Source organism: Rheinheimera sp. 1928-s (genome assembly GCF_029269265.1).
Taxonomy (GTDB): Bacteria; Pseudomonadota; Gammaproteobacteria; order Enterobacterales; family Alteromonadaceae; genus Pararheinheimera.
Genome location: NZ_JARIXP010000001.1, coordinates 344,595 through 361,124, shown reverse-complemented (window position 1 = coordinate 361,124; position 16,530 = coordinate 344,595). Strand labels below are relative to the sequence as shown.

The window sequence follows — 16,530 nt, the reverse complement described above, 5'->3', positions numbered from 1 at the left end:
GTCCTATGCGACTGGGGCGAGAGAGAGCAGGCAACAACGCTGCGGCGCCAAATACGACGGGTAAACTATTCGTCGCGTTTTTCGCGGCCTAGCAAGTCCATCGCCGCTAAACGGGCATCTTTGCCCTGATACAACACCTGGTATATTTGCTCTGTGATAGGCATTTCTACCCCAACACGTTGCGCCAGATTAAAGACTTCCTTGGCATTACGATAACCTTCCACCACCTGGCCTATGGCCGTCATGGCTTCGTCTACGCCTTTGCCTTCACCTAATAACAAACCAAAACGTCTGTTGCGGGATTGGTTGTCTGTGCAGGTTAAAACTAAATCACCTAAACCAGCCATGCCCATAAAGGTTTCTTTTTTTGCACCTAAAGCACAACCTAAACGGCACATTTCTGTTAAACCACGAGTGATAAGTGCCGTACGTGCATTGGCACCAAAGCCAATACCGTCGGCCATACCAGCACCAATAGCGATGACGTTTTTCACAGCGCCACCCAGTTGCACCCCAATAAAATCAGGATTGGTATAAACCCTGAAGGTTTTAGTGCAATGCAATAAGTCAGAGAGTGCCGAAATAAATTCTGGATCGGTTGAAGACAATGAAATGGCAGTGGGTAAACCTTTGGCCAGTTCTTTAGCAAAAGTCGGCCCTGACAGTACAGCTAAGGACACCTGCTCACCCAGTATTTCTTTGGCGACATCCTGTAGTAATCGGCCGGTTTCCGGCTCCAGACCTTTAGTAGCCCAGGCCACACGGGCATTGTGCTGCAAAAAAGGTTTGATTTGTCTTAAGGTGTCAGCAAAAGCATGGCTTGGCACAGACAATAGAATATCCCGGCATGAAGCCACAGCATAAGCCAGATCATCAGTCACAGCTAAAGAGTCCGGCAAACGAATATCCGGCAAATAGCGCTGATTCATTCGTTGTTCTGCCATCACACGGATATCATCCGCATTGCGGCCCCACAACAAAGTTGGATTGCCATTGCGGGCCAGTGAAATAGCAAGGGCGGTCCCGTACGAGCCCGCCCCTAACACAGCAATTGCAGCGTTCATCTTAAGACTGTAGTTCTACGCCTTGCTGGGCCTGAGCTTCAGCCTGACGTTTTTGTACATATTGAGCAAATAAGGCATCAAAATTCACAGGTGCCAGATTCAGTTGTGGGAAAGTACCGCGGTTTACCAGATTAGACACAGCTTCGCGGGCATAAGGGAACAGAATGTTTGGGCAGAACGAAGCCAACATATGCGCCATTTGTGCATCTTCCAGCACTGGAACACTGAAAATACCAGCTTGTTGTACTTCACATAAAAATGCCACTTCTTCTTCGATACGTGCCGTTACAGTCAGAGATAATACGACTTCAAAGGTATTATCATCTAACTTCTCACTGCGGGTATCTAAATCTAACTGAATCGCTGGTTGCCACTCTTTACGGAATATTGCCGGAGCGTTAGGTGACTCATAAGAAATGTCTTTGACATAAATACGCTGGATGGCAAATTGCTCAGCGACTTGTTGTTCGGCCATGATAAATCCTAGTTATTTTATTTAGTGATCGACAGAAAACCAACTGCAGTTACGCAGCGAGCATCGAATTTAAAGTACCGGCATTTTCCAGTGCAAAAAGATCGTCACAGCCACCTACATGAGTATCGCCGATAAAAATTTGCGGTACTGTGGTGCGGCCATTGGCCCGCTCAATCATGGCTGGACGCAATTCGGGCTGTTCGTCGATTTTAATCTCGTCAAACTGCACGCCTTTTTGGCTTAATAACGCCTTAGCGCGAACACAATAAGGACAATAGGCCTTAGTGTAAATAGTGACTTGTGCCATCAGTACTCCAACTTACTTTTTAACAACAGGCAGGTTTGCACCTGTCCAGGTACTCATGCCGCCCTGTAAAACAAAGATTTTTGTAAAGCCTTGTTTGGTCAAAGTAGCGGCTGCGCCTTGTGCAGACATACCTGCCTGACAGACTACTATGATGGGTGCGTCTTTTTTGTTTTCAAGGCCGCCCACAGCTTGAGTGTTAATTTGTTCGGTGGTCAGATGGCGGGCACCGGTAATATGGCCCTTTTTAAAGTCAGCTTCAGCGCGAATATCGATCACTGTTGCATCTTCTCTGTTTACCATCAACGTCAACTGAGTAGGAGTAATTTGTTTGACTGAAGAAGTTAAAGATTTAATCCAGCTGACCACTAAGGCTAAAAATAACGCCACCCAAGCGGCGGTCAGGTACGGATGATTACTTAAAAAATCAATATATTGCTGCATAAACACCATTCTGTTTCATTTCAGGAGCAAAACTTTGCGGCCGAGTATACCTAGTTTGATAAAAGAATGCAGCATTGAAGCCCTATCCGTACTATTTCGTCACTGTTTTCACAGGAAAAACAAGGTAAGATAGGCCATCAAAGAATCTTTAAATGATATAGCACGGAGCCATGAGTATGCAGCCGAAAAAGCCGTTAGTCTTACTGATATTGGATGGATGGGGATACAGAGAAGAACGTGAATCCAATGCCATTTTACAAGCCAATACCCCGGTAATGGACAAGTTATGGGCAGAGTATCCTCATACGCTGATTTCAGGCTCTGGTCTGGATGTCGGCTTGCCAGATGGTCAGATGGGCAACTCTGAAGTAGGCCATGTCAATTTAGGCTCAGGCCGTGTGGTCTATCAGGATTTTACCCGCATCACCAAAGCTATTCAGGATGGGGACTTCTTTACAAACCCTGTGCTGGTTGAAGCGACACAGGCTGCTGTGCGCCATGGCAAAGCCGTGCATCTGATGGGCTTGTTATCGCCGGGTGGCGTGCATAGCCATGAAGATCACATCATCGCGATGATTGATTTAGCCAAACAACAAGGCGCCACTGAAATTTATCTGCATGCCTTTTTAGATGGCCGTGATACTCCACCACGCAGTGCTGAAGCGTCATTGCAAAGGGTAGAAGATCACTTTAAAGCTATAGGTGTCGGTCAGGTTGCTTCTGTGATTGGCCGTTATTTTGCGATGGACCGGGATAAACGCTGGGACCGCGTGCAGGCAGCCTACGATTTACTGACTCAGGGTAAAGCTGAATTTACTGCAACTACAGCAGTGGACGCATTAAAAGCTGCCTACAGCCGCGATGAAAATGACGAATTTGTTAAAGCGACAGCCATTAAAAATGCTGCTGGTGATGTAATTAAAATGCAGCAAGGCGACAGTCTTGTTTTTATGAACTTCCGTGCCGACCGTGCCCGTCAGTTCAGCCGTGCTTTTATTGATGCCGATTTCACAGGTTTTGCCCGCGAATATCAACCGCAACTGGCAAGCTTTGTGATGCTGACAGAATACGCTGCTGATATTAAAGCGCCTTGTGCTTATCCGCCAGAAAGTCTGAATAACGTTTTGGGTGAATGGCTGGCCAAACACCAGAAAACTCAGTTACGTATTTCCGAAACTGAAAAATATGCCCACGTGACCTTCTTTTTCAGCGGCGGCCGTGAAGATGTATTTGATGGTGAACAACGTATTCTGGTGCCATCGCCTAACGTAGCCACTTACGATTTGCAGCCAGAAATGAACTCGACCGAACTGACCAACAAACTGGTGGGCGCTATTCACAGCGGCGAGTTTGATGTGATCATCTGTAACTATCCAAATGGTGATATGGTCGGTCATACCGGTATTTTATCTGCGGCTATTAAAGCGGTAGAAGCAGTGGATCACTGCATTGGTCGTGTGGTAGAAGCATTACAGCAAGTGGGCGGAGAATGTTTAATTACAGCCGACCATGGCAATGCTGAACAAATGCAGGATCCAGAATCTGGTCAGGCTCACACAGCTCACACCAGCGATCCGGTGCCGTTGATTTATGTCGGTCGTCATGCCGCAGTGACCCCAGGTGGTATTTTGAGTGATATAGCTCCAACTATGCTGCACTTAATGGGTATGCCAATTCCTGCCGAAATGACAGGCAAAATTCTGATGAAGACAAATTAATGCCGGTAAGACTCGTCAACTACAGGCTGAGGATGCAGCAGAGCTTAGCTCTGCTGCTCTGTTTAGCCTCAACCCCTTTATTGGCTCAGGATCAAAAAGAGGTGCAACAGGAACTGTCGCAGCTCAAAGGTCAAATTCAACAAACTGAAAAAGAACTGAAGCAACAGCAAAAAGCTTTTACTAAAGCCCAGGACTTGTTGAAAACTGCTGATCAGTCTTTAGCCCGGCTGGCACGACAACTACGTCAAAGCAATACAGAACTGGCGGAACTACATAAACAGCAACAGCAACTGGAACTGCAGCAGCAGCAACTGCAACAAAATTTTGAGTTGCAAAAGTCGTTGCTTGCGCAGCAACTCAAAGGCGCTTTTGTCACAGGCGAGCATGATTACACCAAGATGCTGCTGAACCAGCAAGACAGCAACAAGCTGGAGCGGGTGCTGACTTATTATCAGTATTTGAATCAGGCGCGGATGCAGCAGCTAAAACAGATAGAGCACACAGCAGCCGAACTGAAACAGATTGAGCTGGATTTGCAAACTAAAGCACGGCAACAACAACAACTGCAGGCCCAGCTGGAACAACAACAGCAAGAGCTGACAGAAGCAAAAAGTAGCCAGCTGGCTTCAGTCAAAAAGATGAAAAGCTTTTTGACTGATCAAGAGCAACAGCTGAACTACCTGAAACAAAACGAACAAAGCCTGCAAAACACCTTAGGTAAATTAAAAGCTGCTGCTATTGCGGCGAAAAAACGCATCAATTTGCCAAAAACCAAAGGCAAGCTGCCTTGGCCTGTGCAAGGTGATATTTTGCAGGGTTATGGTGAAAAACGTCTGGCAGGTGTCAGCTCGCGTGGCATTTTAATAGCTGCAGCTGAAGGCTCTAAAGTCAAAGCTGTGGCAGACGGGCAAGTGATTTATGCGGACTGGCTCAAAGGTTATGGCTGGGTGATAGTACTGGACCACGGCAACGGAGTCATGAGTCTGTATGGTCACAATCAAACCTTATTGAAAAAGCCAGGCGAGTCGGTCAATGCCAGTGACGCTGTGGCTTTAGTAGGTGCCAGTGGTGGTCAGGCTCAGGCTGGATTGTATTTTGAGATCCGGCAAAAAGGCTCAGCCATTAACCCTATTACCTGGTTACAGAAACGCGCAGGATCTTAGTCATGAAGTATTGGATCAGCTTAGCTTTTGCGCTTTGCAGCTTACCTTCTATCGCCGCTAAAGTGGCTATAGTGATTGACGACATTGGTTACCACAAGCTTGACTACAAGCTGCTGGAATTGCCTTATGATTTAACCTTTGCCGTCATTCCTCATACCACGCACAGTAATGCGGTCGCCAAAGCGGCCTATCAGCAGCGCCGTGATGTGATTTTGCATATGCCGATGGAGTCTGCACGCCGGGCTGATTTAAGTAAAAATGCACTTAAAGTGACCATGAGCCGATCTCAAATAGAGAGCAAACTTCAGGCCGCTTTTGCTGATGTGCCTTATGCTATTGGTATGAATAACCATATGGGCGGTTATTTTACTGAGCAAACTGACGTGATGGATTGGACTTTAGCTTACATCGCCAAACGCCAGCTATTTTTCCTCGACAGTAAAACCACAGCCCGCAGCCAGGCTGGTGTTTACGCCAAAAAACACCAAATCCCGCTGTTAACCCGTCAGGTTTTTCTGGATAACGACCGCTCTTATCAGGCTTTGGATAAACAATTTAACTTGATGATCAAGCTGGCAAAACAGCAGCAATACGCCATAGCTATAGGCCATCCTTACCCTGAAACTTATGCGTATCTGAAAAAACACTTACCTGATTTGGCAGCCCAAGGCATAGAAGTGGTCAAACTATCCAGCTTGTTACCCTCCGACTATGCCATTATCACCGCAGCGCAAACTGCAGATGTGCCTTTATCCTTGCCAGAACAGGATCCAATTCAAGCTGTACAGCTTGCAAAAGCAGAGAAAAAACCAATGAATGCTGAAACCACGACAGTATTTACCCCAGCCATTGATGATCCTGCAGCTATTATCACCATGTACCAGGTGCAATGGGAGATACCTGCCCTGCTGAATCCTATGACTCTGCCCCGGATTAAACCTACTCAGCCACTGATGCAAAACCCCTGGGAATTACCGGAGCCAGTTAAAAAACCAGCCCGGTCTCTGCCGTTTTATCAGTTAGGCGGTAGTTTGTAACTGGCCTTCAGAAACACAAAAGCCCTGACAAGTCAGGGCTTTTTACTATAAAAAAACGCTTTAAGCAGCCATTGCAGCCTGCAGTTTTTTCATCGCATTTTTTTCCAGCTGACGTACACGTTCAGCAGACACCTGATAACGGTCAGCTAATTCCTGCAAAGTCAGTTTCTGATCATCTAACCAACGGGCCCGGATTATGTCCTGACTGCGGTCATCCAATGTGCTTACTGCAGCCTGCAGTCGATCAACAGCGGCAGTGTCCCACTGGTCTTCTTCAATACGGTTGGCTAAATCAGACTCTTTGTCCTGTAAATAAAATACCGGAGCAGTGTAATTGCTTTCTTCTTCATCATCAGATGCATCAAAAGGCATATCATAGTTGCTCATACGGGATTCCATTTCCACCACTTCGTGTACAGGAACGCCTAAAGAGTCAGCTACGTTTTGCACTTCTTCTTTACTGAACCAGCCTAAATGTTTTTTGGCTTTACGCAGATTAAAGAACAACTTGCGTTGCGCCTTGGTCGTTGCCACTTTGACAATACGCCAGTTTTTCAGCACAAACTCATGAATTTCAGCTTTGATCCAGTGCACAGCAAAAGACACTAAACGCACACCAACTGAAGGGTCAAAACGTTTGACTGCTTTCATCAGGCCAATATTGCCTTCCTGGATCAGATCGCTTATTGGTAAACCGTAACCTGAGTAGCTGCGGGCAATATGCACTACAAAGCGCAGGTGAGACATAATCAACACGCGAGCCGATTCTAAATCACCGTCTTGCTGTAATTTTTCAGCTAAAGAACGCTCTTCTTCTGCTGTGAGCATAGGGATGGTACTTACCGCATGAGTGTAAGCTTCAAGGCTGCCACTTCCAGCCACTGTCAGAGTCATCATTTGTGAAGCCTGAGTCATGTAATTTCCCCTTACTTGCTTGATTGGGTCAAATCTTAGCACTCTTTAGCTGAGAGTGCTAAAAGAAATTTCCATCTTTTAAGATCCGAATTGTATAAGCCCTGTTTTTTAATAATATCAATTCATATATAACAGCTGAGTTTTCTTATATGATAAATTTAGAACTTGCGATCAGTGCTAATGATAAAAATATAACAATTCAAGGCTACCCATATGTATTGCTATGTCGCGCGCCAGCCTATTTTTGACCGCCAAAAAGCCGTAACAGGATACGAACTGTTGTTCCGGGATGGCGTAGACAACTGCTTTCCAAATATTGATGCAGACGAAGCCACCTCTAAACTCATCACCCAGCACCATTTATTGTTGGGAGTTGAAAAGATCACTGGCGGCAAACAAGCTTTTATTAACTTTTCAGCTGACACCTTAATTCATCACTTCCCCACCTCTATTGATCCTAACAGTATGGTGATTGAAATTCTGGAAACCGTGCCTATTAGTGACGAGCTACTGACGGCGTGCAAAGAGCTGCATAAAATGGGCTATCGCCTTGCGCTGGACGATCATGACTTTGATGCAAAGTGGGACGTGTTTTTACCTTATGTCAGCATTATTAAGGTAGACGTGAGGATGTTTAACATACTGCAGATCAGTAAATATCTGCGCCGCATTGCTAAGTACCCTGTGACCTTACTGGCAGAGAAAGTGGAAACTGCAGATGAATATGAACAACTCAAACAACTTGGCTTTGATTTGTATCAGGGCTACTTTTTTGCCCGGCCGGAGATGCTGAAACATAAACAACTCGGCAGCAATAAACTGAACCTGCTGGCACTAATCAGTGAATCCAGTAAGGTACGGCTGGATTTTGATGGGCTGGCAGCCATAGTTGAACGTGACTTGGATATCTCCTATAAGCTGCTGCGCTTTATTAATAGCGTCCAGTATGCCCGCAAACAATCTATTGGCTCGCTGAAACACGCCATGGTGTATATGGGCGAAGCTGAACTGAAAAAATTTATTTCCCTGCTGGCACTGGCCAATCTGGCCGAGGGGCAATCGGATGAGCTATTAGCTATGTCTCTGATCCGGGCACGCTTTTGTGATCGACTGGCCAATATACGTGGAGATCAGGAGAATCCGCCTGCGGCGTTTTTAACAGGTTTGTTTTCGCTGGTGGATGCTTTACTGGAACAGCCGCTGGAAGAACTGTTAGCTCAGTTGCCTCTGCTGCCAGAAATTAAAGTAGCTTTGCTGGAAAATAAAGGAATACTGGCAGATTACCTGACGGTTGAACGCACTTTTGAGCAAGGTTTGTGGCAACAACAAACTGATCTGTCCTCCCGTATGGTGCCGGAGACAGTGGATTTGAATCTGGTGTACTTTGAAGCAGTAGAATGGGGTCAACGCTTGCTGACAGTGCAGCAGCATTAACCCCACGTCTTTTGTCTCGGTTAAAGCCCTGTCGCTTCAATCTGACTAATATTGCGACGCACCGCCAAAAGGGAGCCAATAAAACCCAGCCCTACGGCAACCAACAGTAAATAGCCTAACTCAGCCAGACTGAGCGGCTGTAAACTAAAAGTGCTGTCATAGAGCTGAGTCACACCAGCAATAGCGTGTTTTAACCACCACAGCAGCACTTCTTCAATTAAAAAGGTCAGAATGCCGCCAAAAAAACCAAGCCAGATGCCGGTATATAAAAAAGGACGTTGAATATAACTATTGGTAGCCCCGACCAGTTTCATCACTTCAATTTCATCTTTTTTCGTCAGGATCATCAATCGAATGGTATTTCCCACCACCAGAAGCACAGCCACCATCAGCAATAATGCCACGGCCATAGCCACCTGACGCACTAAACTGACAATAGCATCCAGCCGTTCTAACCAGCCAATATCCAGTTTGGCCAGCTCGACATAACGTTCTTGCTTTAACGTCTCAAGCAAGGCGGAAGCAGCGACACTGGAGGTGTTTTTTGGACTGACCAGCATCACATGAGGTAAAGGGTTATCTTCGATATAACTGAACGCATCACCAAAACCAGACTCCGCAGTAAATTCAGCCAGAGCCTGGCCTTTATCAATAAACTGCACATCTGCCACTTCAGGATTAGCCTGCAATAAGGCTATCAGCTCCGCAATCTGGGTTTCATTGGTGTCCGCTTTTAAAAACAAACTGATTTGCGCCGCTTGATCAATACTGCTGCTGACCTGCTGCAGGTTTTTCACCATTAAATGCAAAGTCACAGGTAAGGTTAAACTCACCCCTAATACGGCCACTGTTAATAAAGAAGACGCCGGGGTTAACCAGATTTCACCTAAGCTGGTCATGGCCTGACGAATATGATGCACCCAAAACATCACAAATCTGTTCCACAAACTTTGTTTTACTGCAGTGGCACCTGTGGCACGGCCCTGAAACAAAATACTCATTCGTCAGCTCCAAATGAGGTTAAACCATCATTGATCATGCGGCCATTTTTTAACGTCAAAGTACGATAACGCATCCGTGCCAATAAACTTAAATCATGACTGGCAATCAGCACCGATACCCCCACCTGATTAAAGGCTTCAAATACATTCATAATATCTTTGGATAAATCAGGGTCCAGGTTACCTGTGGGTTCATCGGCTAATAATAAAGGTGGGCGATTCACCACTGCACGGGCTATACCGACCCGTTGCTGTTCACCACCAGATAAAGTGTGAGGCAGACAACGTACTTTATCTAAAAGCCCCACTTTATCCAAAGCCGCATGCACTCGTTTGGTCATGTCTTTGCCACTAAAGCCTTCTATCACTAAAGGCAAAGCCACATTATCAAACACACTGTGGTTCATCAGCAGTTTATGGTTCTGGAAAATCATGCCTATATCACGGCGAACATAAGGCACCTGACCTCTGTTCACCCGGCTTAAGTCCACACCATTAATAAAGACTTTGCCTGTGGTTGGACGCTCAATCAGACTGATCAGTTTTAATAAGGTACTTTTACCAGCGCCAGAATGCCCTGTTAAAAAAGCCATCTCACCCTTTTCCAGATGAAAACTAACCCTGTCGAGCGCTACAAAACCACCGCTATAACTTTTTGTGACTTGCTCAAAACGCAACATAATCAGAGATCCCTGGCAAACAATGCCTTAATAAAATCTTTACTATCAAATACCCGCAAGTCATCTATTCCTTCACCCACACCAATGTAGCGAATAGGTAATTTAAACTGATCGGCGATGGCAAAAATAACGCCACCTTTGGCAGTACCATCAAGCTTGGTTAAGCTGATACCACTAATATCCACAGCTTCTTTAAATAACCGCGCCTGACTTAAGGCGTTTTGTCCTGTACCAGCATCCAGCGTCAACATCACTTCATGCGGTGCATTCACATCAATTTTTTTCATCACACGAACAATTTTTTTCAGCTCTTCCATTAAATGCGCTTTATTTTGTAAGCGACCGGCAGTATCAGCAATTAATACATCCACACCCCGGGCTTTAGCCGCCTGATAGGCATCAAAAATCACCGATGCACTGTCAGCACCACTATGCTGGGCTATCACAGGAATCGCATTACGCTCCCCCCAGACTTGCAATTGTTCCACTGCTGCAGCTCTGAAGGTGTCGCCAGCAGCTAACATCACTGACTTGCCTTGTTGCTTAAACTGTTGCGCCATTTTGCCAATAGTGGTGGTTTTACCTACGCCATTGACACCTACCATCAGAATGACAAAAGGACCATCAGCGCCTTTGAGTTGCAATGGTTGCTCCACTTCATCTAACAGCAGCGCCATTTCCTGTTGTAGTTTGTCATACAAGGCATCAGCGTCTTTTAACTGTTTACGATTGGCGTGCTGCACCAGCTGTTTGATCAGTTTCTGGCTGGTATCCACACCTACGTCGGCCATTAACAGCTGAGTTTCCAGCTCTTCGTATAAATCATCGTCAATTTTTTTACCTGTAAACAGGCTGGCTAAGCCATTGCCTAAATTTTGGCTGGTTTTCGTTAAGCCTTGTTTTAGGCGGGCAAAAAAGCCTGGCCGTTCAGCTGGCTGTGGCTGTAATTCAGTCACAGGAGCTATAGCGACTGAGGTTAAAGCATCGGTTTGAACCACTTCAGCTTTCACTTCCACCACATCCGCCGCTTCAACAGGCGCAATGATTTCTGTGGCTTCCGATGTTTCAGTGACTTGAACAACTTCAGTGTCAGCCTGTGGTTCTGTTGGCTGGATCTGCTGTTCTGCTGCATTTTCAACAGGCGCAGCCTCTGTTTTTTTACCAAAACCAAGCCAGGAGAAGAGTTTATTTTGCTTTGTCATAAAGGTCGCTGCCAGAAGATCCGAAAACTAAGGTAAAATTGGCCCATATAGTACCATCTTTAAGATGCAGGACAAAAATACTCCATGAAAACAGCAAAGGGCCGCAGCGCAGTGGCAACACATCAGGGGCCGGGTTTTGTCAGACTGATTAGTGGCAAATGGAAAGGGCGGCGTTTACCTGTGTTAGATGCTGCAGGTTTAAGACCCACTTCAGACCGAGTGAAAGAAACATTGTTCAACTGGCTCATGCAGGATGTAGCAGGAAGCACAGTGCTGGATTGTTTTGCTGGCAGCGGCAGTTTGGGTTTAGAGGCTTTATCGCGGTATGCCGATTTTGTGCTGTTACTGGAAAAAGAAGCCAAAGCGGCCAGCTTGCTGAAGCAACATCTAAGCAGTCTGGGCAGCACACAAGCCGAGGTACTACAAACAGATACCTTGCTCTGGTTACAAAAACCAGCACAACGCCAATTTGATTTGGTTTTTATTGACCCACCTTTCCGCCAGAATATGGCAGTGCCCTGCTGTCAGTCTTTAGTCGAACAAGGTTGGCTTAAACCTGGCGCTTTGATTTATCTGGAAACAGAAAAAGAACTGGCATTGGATCAACTGCCTACAGACTGGGTCTTACTAAAGGAAAAAGTGGCAGGGCAACTCGCTTACCGCCTCTGGCAAGCCTGACATGGAACAGTTTGAACAGGATGAATCGGCATTCCATCTGACAATCGATATTGGTAGCACCCTATCACTTCTGTGAGAAGGTGCTATAAGCAAATTGCGAACATTAACGCTTAGCACACGGATTACGACAGCGTAGCGGTTAGCATCCCAGCGGCCGCCGCAGGCCGCAAGTGATGCGCATTGTTAGCAGTGCACGCGCTGCCACAAATATCTAACTGGAATGCTTTTTAACTAAAAAAGTAAATTTTTGATCGTTAAAATTCAGTTCTGTTGGTCGGTCAAGGTCTAAGACAACCTCTGCTTCGCTTTTGTAAGCCCCACCTGCAAAATCGAAGTTAACTAGAACCTGACTTTCAGTTTTTTTACTCACTACAACAGCAAAATTCTGCACTTGCTCGTTTGAAAAAGATGCGCTTTTGCCTTCATCAACACGGAAAACCAGCTCGCCAGAATATTCTGTACCGGCGCTGTAAGAAGCGGAAACATCATAGGTTTCCGCTGAAACAGCCAGGCTCATTCCTAAAACAACAGCACTGATTAGTAATTCCTTCATTTTTAACTTCCTTTTAAGGTTGGGATTAATTGCACTGCAACGCCGCGCTCTGCAGCAAATTTGGAGCGCAGCGGAAAATTTGTCCGACAGCCGCGCCTTGTTAGGGCATTACCTTGGGTAGGGATCAATGACTGATATTTCACTACCGGCAATTCCGCTAATGTAATTGATAATTTCCGTCTGTTGTTCAAAACTTAAATCATGTAATGACTTGTGAAAATTGTAACTAGTATCATCAACAAACTCGATAGAGTAGTAAGGCTTTCTTACGACATTACCATTTGGTGCCTTAAAAGATTTGGTGAGTTCAATAGCCTTTATTTCACTAAACCTGTATTCGGCCTCGCCAACACTAAAGAAGCGATTAATTATAAGTGAACTATTAGTAACTCGAGCGTATGAATCAAGAGATAGAAACGTAAAGACCAAGCATATAGGAATGACAACATATCCCATATACCGTAGAAGCTTCCAAGAATTTACACGAGATTTCTGGTTTCCATATTCTGTATATTCTGCGTATCTTTGCCTTCCTAACAGAGATAGATATAAGTAGTGTAGAGGGACTGCAGACAAAAATATTGCTAGAAATAGTGCAGGAAGAGCCCAAGTTACAGAGGGCTGAGGTATTAAGTATATACTCTTGTCGACGTAAGACATTTGCAAGGCTGATAGGATACTCAGGCCTTTCCAAAGTGTAAAACCAATGGCTGCAGCGAAAACAATTAATAGAAAAGATGCTGCTTTCTCCCAGCGGCCATACTCCTGAGTTAATTCCTCAAGAGATTTTTCTGAATTAGGTGAATGTTTTAGCCCGTCGACATTTCGCATTAGCCCCATAAATATTGGGACAGCAATTGCTGCCGAGATTGCCCCTAGCGTAGCTGGAGAAATATCCATAGTTCATTTGGCCCTAACATTTGTATATTGTGCCGGCACGCTTCCTCTGGTATTACCAGATGACAAACCAGCGTTAACTTATTGATAAAAAGCTATTAATTACAATCAACCACTGCTAGCTGCAACCAAAATCGTGCTGGAACATTATTACTTTTATCTGGCCTGTTATTTTTAGCTTGGCCCACGCTAAGTATCTAAATTAGAGTGTTTTTCCTTCTTCAGCAACAGATAAATGTGCCTATTGATGTACTCAAAGCGTGCCTGTTTTATGATGGAAGCAAATAACTCTGTGTATTCGTCCATATGTGCAGCGAGAGTTGGCAGTTGGCACACGGCTAACAGTGTCAGATCATTGATCAGCCAGTACATATGATACTTAGTACTTAGCGTGCCGATTTAGAAGTGACAAAAAAGGCGCCATCAGGCGCCTTCTTTTTATAAAAAATTCGATTAGCTTGCGCTACGGGCCTTGATGGCTTCCAGTATTGGAGAAGCTGCAAAACCATTGCTTGCTGCCCACTCTAAGTCACCTGATGCTGAAACCTGGCTGCCTGGTAACTGCTTGATGATAAACTCAGCAGTGTCTGCAGCATTGTGTTTAATCGCATGGCGAACTAAAGGTAAACCATCGCACGTAATACCGTCATACACGTTCTTTAAACGCATACGGTTATCAGATAAAGTTTTACGCAGGTTATTCTTGTTGTCATCGGCCACGTAAGCACAGATAGACTGAACCATTTGATCGTTAGCTGATGCCGTTGGGGCAACAAATTGAGCAGCAGCGATGGCGATTAAAGCAACAAATTTAAATTTCATAATAAGCTCCGGTGTTGGCTAACACTGATCATAGGATCAGGCTGATTGGTCTGTATAAACAGGCTGAAACTTCAACAACAGCATGTTAGCTGTTGTTTATCAGCGAACACGAAAGGAGGAGCTTTGATACCAGAAACTGGTGTAGATGCGTCCTACGTAATCATTAGATTACGGCAGCCCAGCCATCGTAGGTTTCCCCTTAGATCTGCAGCTTTGCGTGTACTCCCTTTCGGGAGACTTGCCTTTCGAGCGCGCGCATTTTAAGCAGTGACTGTTTATTATGCAAGAAGAATTTTAAGGCTTTTTAAAAAAGTTAAGGTATTGACTCTAAAAGAACTATTCTTCCAGACAGCAAGACTTTTAGCCGTCTGAATTTTGAATATCAGGAACAAGCTCCATCCCCAGATTGCTTAACCCTTGTTCACGCACCCAGGCCTTTAACATTTGTACCTGCTCACGCTGAAAACCGTCATTTAATGGTGTCACCAGTTCAATCAGCTCCGACAGACAGTCCATTTCATATTCCATCAGCTCGTGATCCCGCACCCACTTTTTTAGTTCAGCTTCAGTGGTGATATCGATCTCTTCAGCCTGATATTCAATTAAGCGGGCCACTGAGGCCTGTGAAATTTTGGCTACATTGACAAACTCAGTCGCATCCTGTGACAAAATGCCGTTGAGCATGGAGTCCAGTGCGGTCGCTGTATCAATAGCAGGGTACACACCAAACATATCAAACTGACTTTGATCCGGTGTCGCCAGCTCTAACTCATTGCATAAACGCTCAAAGTTAATTTTAACCTTTTTCACAAAAAGCCATTCCCACACCAGATTCAAAATATCCCGGCACAACTTGGCATCACCAAAACCTGTCACTTCACTAAACAGTTGATAATTGGGTAACATGCGTTCCAGCAAAGTTGCAGCTATAGCCGCTTGCTGATAAAACCCCAGTTCCCGCATATTCTGGAAGTTGTTTGCTTTTTGTTTCATGTTTTATCCGTTCTGGTCTGGCCGCTCTGGCTGCGCATCATACACAAGAGGCTGCGCTCAGAAAACTCTGTTATTTTTGCCCAGTGTACTATCAGCATGGTACTAATGCGAATATGATCAGAATTCAAGTCAGTCTTTCCCACTCTGAACACAGGTGACTTTATGTTGATGACCATGACCACCCCAGCTTTGTTATTTCCTGCCATCTCGCTGTTATTACTGGCGTATACCAACAGGTTTTTAGTACTGGCTCAACTTATTCGCCAACTGAATACCCGTGAAGGTGGACAAGTGCGGGATATGGCGAAACGTCAGATCGAAAACTTAAGGCAACGCATGTTTTTAATACGTTCGATGCAACGCTGGGGCGTGATTAGTTTTGTACTTTGTACCTTATCCATGTTTTTTCTGTTTATGCAGTGGGCATTAGCAGGTCAGCTTGCTTTTGGTGCCAGCCTCGCCAGCTTAATGCTGAGTTTACTGGTATCGCTATACGAAATTCAGATTTCCTGTAATGCCATTAAAATAGAACTGGAAAGTATGGAGCAAGAGCAGGCTTAACCTGCTCTAAGTTCAGCCAGCTGTTGCTCTAACGCGCTGCAATCCGCTGTTGGGTCCTGTTGCTGGATAGACAAAATAATCTCACCAACCGGCAGGCCAAATTTATACAAGGTAGACTGGTTCATTAGTTGTTGTGGCGTCACCAGATACAACCAGTCTTCCACTTTGACTTCGATCACGCCATCACCATCCGGAATCTGCAACACATATTCCCAATACAGAGTATTGCCAGCTTGTTGCCCTGACGCCTGACCTGTGACATCAGCGGCTGAACCTGTGACTTTTCCGTCTTGATCTACTGCTAATTGCCAAATCCGTTGTTCTACCCGGCCATCGCTGAAGTGAAACAATTCAAATAAAGTACCTTCATTGCCTTGCCACTGGCCACAAAGCTCTGCCGAAAAGCGCACACTTTGTTTGCCTTGCCAGTTTTTAACTACACCATAGGCATTCAACGACCCACTAAAGTAGTCAGGCAAATGAAAGGTTGGGGTTTGCTGCTGATAATCCTGAACCTGATGACTGCAACCCCAAAGCAGCAAGGTGGCAAGCAAAGCGATAAAACGCATATTAAAAACTCCTTTAGCAA

At 45.3% G+C, this 16,530-nt stretch carries 19 protein-coding genes and 1 riboswitch; of the genes, 6 read left to right on the top strand and 13 right to left on the bottom strand.

Going from position 1 to position 16,530, the window contains the following annotated elements:
- Positions 1-65: 65 nt before the first annotated feature.
- Genes gpsA through P3C17_RS01640 form a run of 4 tightly spaced genes read right to left on the bottom strand, consistent with a single transcriptional unit; the run spans position 66 to position 2,287 of the window.
- The gene (gpsA, locus tag P3C17_RS01655) at positions 66-1,064 is read right to left on the bottom strand and encodes an NAD(P)H-dependent glycerol-3-phosphate dehydrogenase (RefSeq protein WP_300927815.1); all 999 of its coding nucleotides are present in this window, start codon (positions 1,062-1,064) and stop codon (positions 66-68) included.
- A gap of 1 nt (position 1,065) precedes the next feature.
- A complete protein-coding gene (gene secB / locus P3C17_RS01650) occupies positions 1,066-1,539 on the bottom strand; it encodes a protein-export chaperone SecB (protein ID WP_008899801.1) in 474 nt (157 codons plus the stop codon).
- Positions 1,540-1,588: 49 nt separating this feature from the next.
- A complete protein-coding gene (gene grxC / locus P3C17_RS01645) occupies positions 1,589-1,846 on the bottom strand; it encodes a glutaredoxin 3 (protein ID WP_300927814.1) in 258 nt (85 codons plus the stop codon).
- Between the two features lie 12 nt (positions 1,847-1,858).
- Positions 1,859-2,287: a rhodanese-like domain-containing protein gene (locus P3C17_RS01640; protein ID WP_300927813.1), complete on the bottom strand. Its 429-nt coding sequence runs from the start codon at positions 2,285-2,287 to the stop codon at positions 1,859-1,861.
- A gap of 176 nt (positions 2,288-2,463) precedes the next feature.
- On the opposite strand from P3C17_RS01640, the gene gpmM reads away from it, so the two are divergent.
- Genes gpmM through P3C17_RS01625 form a run of 3 tightly spaced genes read left to right on the top strand, consistent with a single transcriptional unit; the run spans position 2,464 to position 6,205 of the window.
- Positions 2,464-4,005 (top strand): 2,3-bisphosphoglycerate-independent phosphoglycerate mutase, encoded by a 1,542-nt coding sequence (gpmM, locus tag P3C17_RS01635; RefSeq protein WP_300927812.1) that lies wholly within the window; start codon positions 2,464-2,466, stop codon positions 4,003-4,005.
- Positions 4,005-5,168 (top strand): peptidoglycan DD-metalloendopeptidase family protein, encoded by a 1,164-nt coding sequence (locus tag P3C17_RS01630; protein ID WP_300927811.1) that lies wholly within the window; start codon positions 4,005-4,007, stop codon positions 5,166-5,168. Before gpmM ends, P3C17_RS01630 begins: the two co-directional genes overlap by 1 nt.
- Before the next feature lie 2 nt (positions 5,169-5,170).
- Positions 5,171-6,205: a divergent polysaccharide deacetylase family protein gene (locus P3C17_RS01625; RefSeq protein ID WP_300927810.1), complete on the top strand. Its 1,035-nt coding sequence runs from the start codon at positions 5,171-5,173 to the stop codon at positions 6,203-6,205.
- Positions 6,206-6,265: 60 nt separating this feature from the next.
- On the opposite strand, the gene rpoH is transcribed toward P3C17_RS01625, so the two are convergent.
- Positions 6,266-7,120 (bottom strand): RNA polymerase sigma factor RpoH, encoded by an 855-nt coding sequence (gene rpoH, locus P3C17_RS01620; protein WP_300927809.1) that lies wholly within the window; start codon positions 7,118-7,120, stop codon positions 6,266-6,268.
- A 213-nt stretch (positions 7,121-7,333) separates the two neighbouring features.
- Between rpoH and P3C17_RS01615 the strand changes: the two genes are divergently transcribed.
- Positions 7,334-8,554: an EAL domain-containing protein gene (locus tag P3C17_RS01615; RefSeq protein WP_300927808.1), complete on the top strand. Its 1,221-nt coding sequence runs from the start codon at positions 7,334-7,336 to the stop codon at positions 8,552-8,554.
- A 20-nt stretch (positions 8,555-8,574) separates the two neighbouring features.
- Here the strand turns inward: P3C17_RS01615 and ftsX are convergent, their stop codons facing one another.
- The 3 genes from ftsX to ftsY are packed head-to-tail and all read right to left on the bottom strand — an operon-like array spanning position 8,575 to position 11,437.
- Positions 8,575-9,555, bottom strand: coding sequence for a permease-like cell division protein FtsX (gene ftsX / locus P3C17_RS01610; RefSeq protein WP_233079673.1), 981 nt, complete (start codon positions 9,553-9,555; stop codon positions 8,575-8,577).
- On the bottom strand, positions 9,552-10,235 hold the full coding sequence (gene ftsE, locus P3C17_RS01605) for a cell division ATP-binding protein FtsE (RefSeq protein ID WP_300927807.1): 684 nt from the start codon (positions 10,233-10,235) through the stop codon (positions 9,552-9,554). Before ftsE ends, ftsX begins: the two co-directional genes overlap by 4 nt.
- 2 nt (positions 10,236-10,237) lie before the next feature.
- Positions 10,238-11,437: a signal recognition particle-docking protein FtsY gene (ftsY, locus tag P3C17_RS01600; RefSeq protein WP_300927806.1), complete on the bottom strand. Its 1,200-nt coding sequence runs from the start codon at positions 11,435-11,437 to the stop codon at positions 10,238-10,240.
- A gap of 84 nt (positions 11,438-11,521) precedes the next feature.
- Here ftsY and rsmD point away from each other — a divergent pair, with 84 nt between their 5' ends.
- Positions 11,522-12,115: a 16S rRNA (guanine(966)-N(2))-methyltransferase RsmD gene (rsmD, locus tag P3C17_RS01595; RefSeq protein WP_300927805.1), complete on the top strand. Its 594-nt coding sequence runs from the start codon at positions 11,522-11,524 to the stop codon at positions 12,113-12,115.
- A gap of 211 nt (positions 12,116-12,326) precedes the next feature.
- On the opposite strand, the gene P3C17_RS01590 is transcribed toward rsmD, so the two are convergent.
- From P3C17_RS01590 to P3C17_RS01575, 4 genes are all read right to left on the bottom strand, one after another.
- On the bottom strand, positions 12,327-12,668 hold the full coding sequence (locus P3C17_RS01590) for a hypothetical protein (RefSeq protein WP_300927804.1): 342 nt from the start codon (positions 12,666-12,668) through the stop codon (positions 12,327-12,329).
- 108 nt (positions 12,669-12,776) lie between these two features.
- Complete coding sequence (locus P3C17_RS01585; protein WP_300927803.1) at positions 12,777-13,568, bottom strand: hypothetical protein; 792 nt, start codon at positions 13,566-13,568, stop codon at positions 12,777-12,779.
- A gap of 450 nt (positions 13,569-14,018) precedes the next feature.
- Positions 14,019-14,387, bottom strand: coding sequence for a DUF3718 domain-containing protein (locus tag P3C17_RS01580; protein WP_300927802.1), 369 nt, complete (start codon positions 14,385-14,387; stop codon positions 14,019-14,021).
- A 169-nt stretch (positions 14,388-14,556) separates the two neighbouring features.
- Positions 14,557-14,640: riboswitch (cyclic di-GMP riboswitch) on the bottom strand.
- Between the two features lie 107 nt (positions 14,641-14,747).
- A complete protein-coding gene (locus P3C17_RS01575; RefSeq protein ID WP_300927801.1) occupies positions 14,748-15,380 on the bottom strand; it encodes a YjaG family protein in 633 nt (210 codons plus the stop codon).
- Positions 15,381-15,542: 162 nt separating this feature from the next.
- Between P3C17_RS01575 and P3C17_RS01570 the strand changes: the two genes are divergently transcribed.
- Positions 15,543-15,941, top strand: coding sequence for a DUF2721 domain-containing protein (locus P3C17_RS01570; RefSeq protein ID WP_233079666.1), 399 nt, complete (start codon positions 15,543-15,545; stop codon positions 15,939-15,941).
- Here the strand turns inward: P3C17_RS01570 and P3C17_RS01565 are convergent.
- Positions 15,938-16,510 carry a DUF3833 domain-containing protein gene (locus P3C17_RS01565; protein WP_300927800.1) on the bottom strand — a complete coding sequence of 191 codons (573 nt, stop codon included), beginning with the start codon at positions 16,508-16,510 and terminating at the stop codon, positions 15,938-15,940. The genes P3C17_RS01570 and P3C17_RS01565 overlap by 4 nt on opposite strands.
- Positions 16,511-16,530 lie beyond the last annotated feature (20 nt).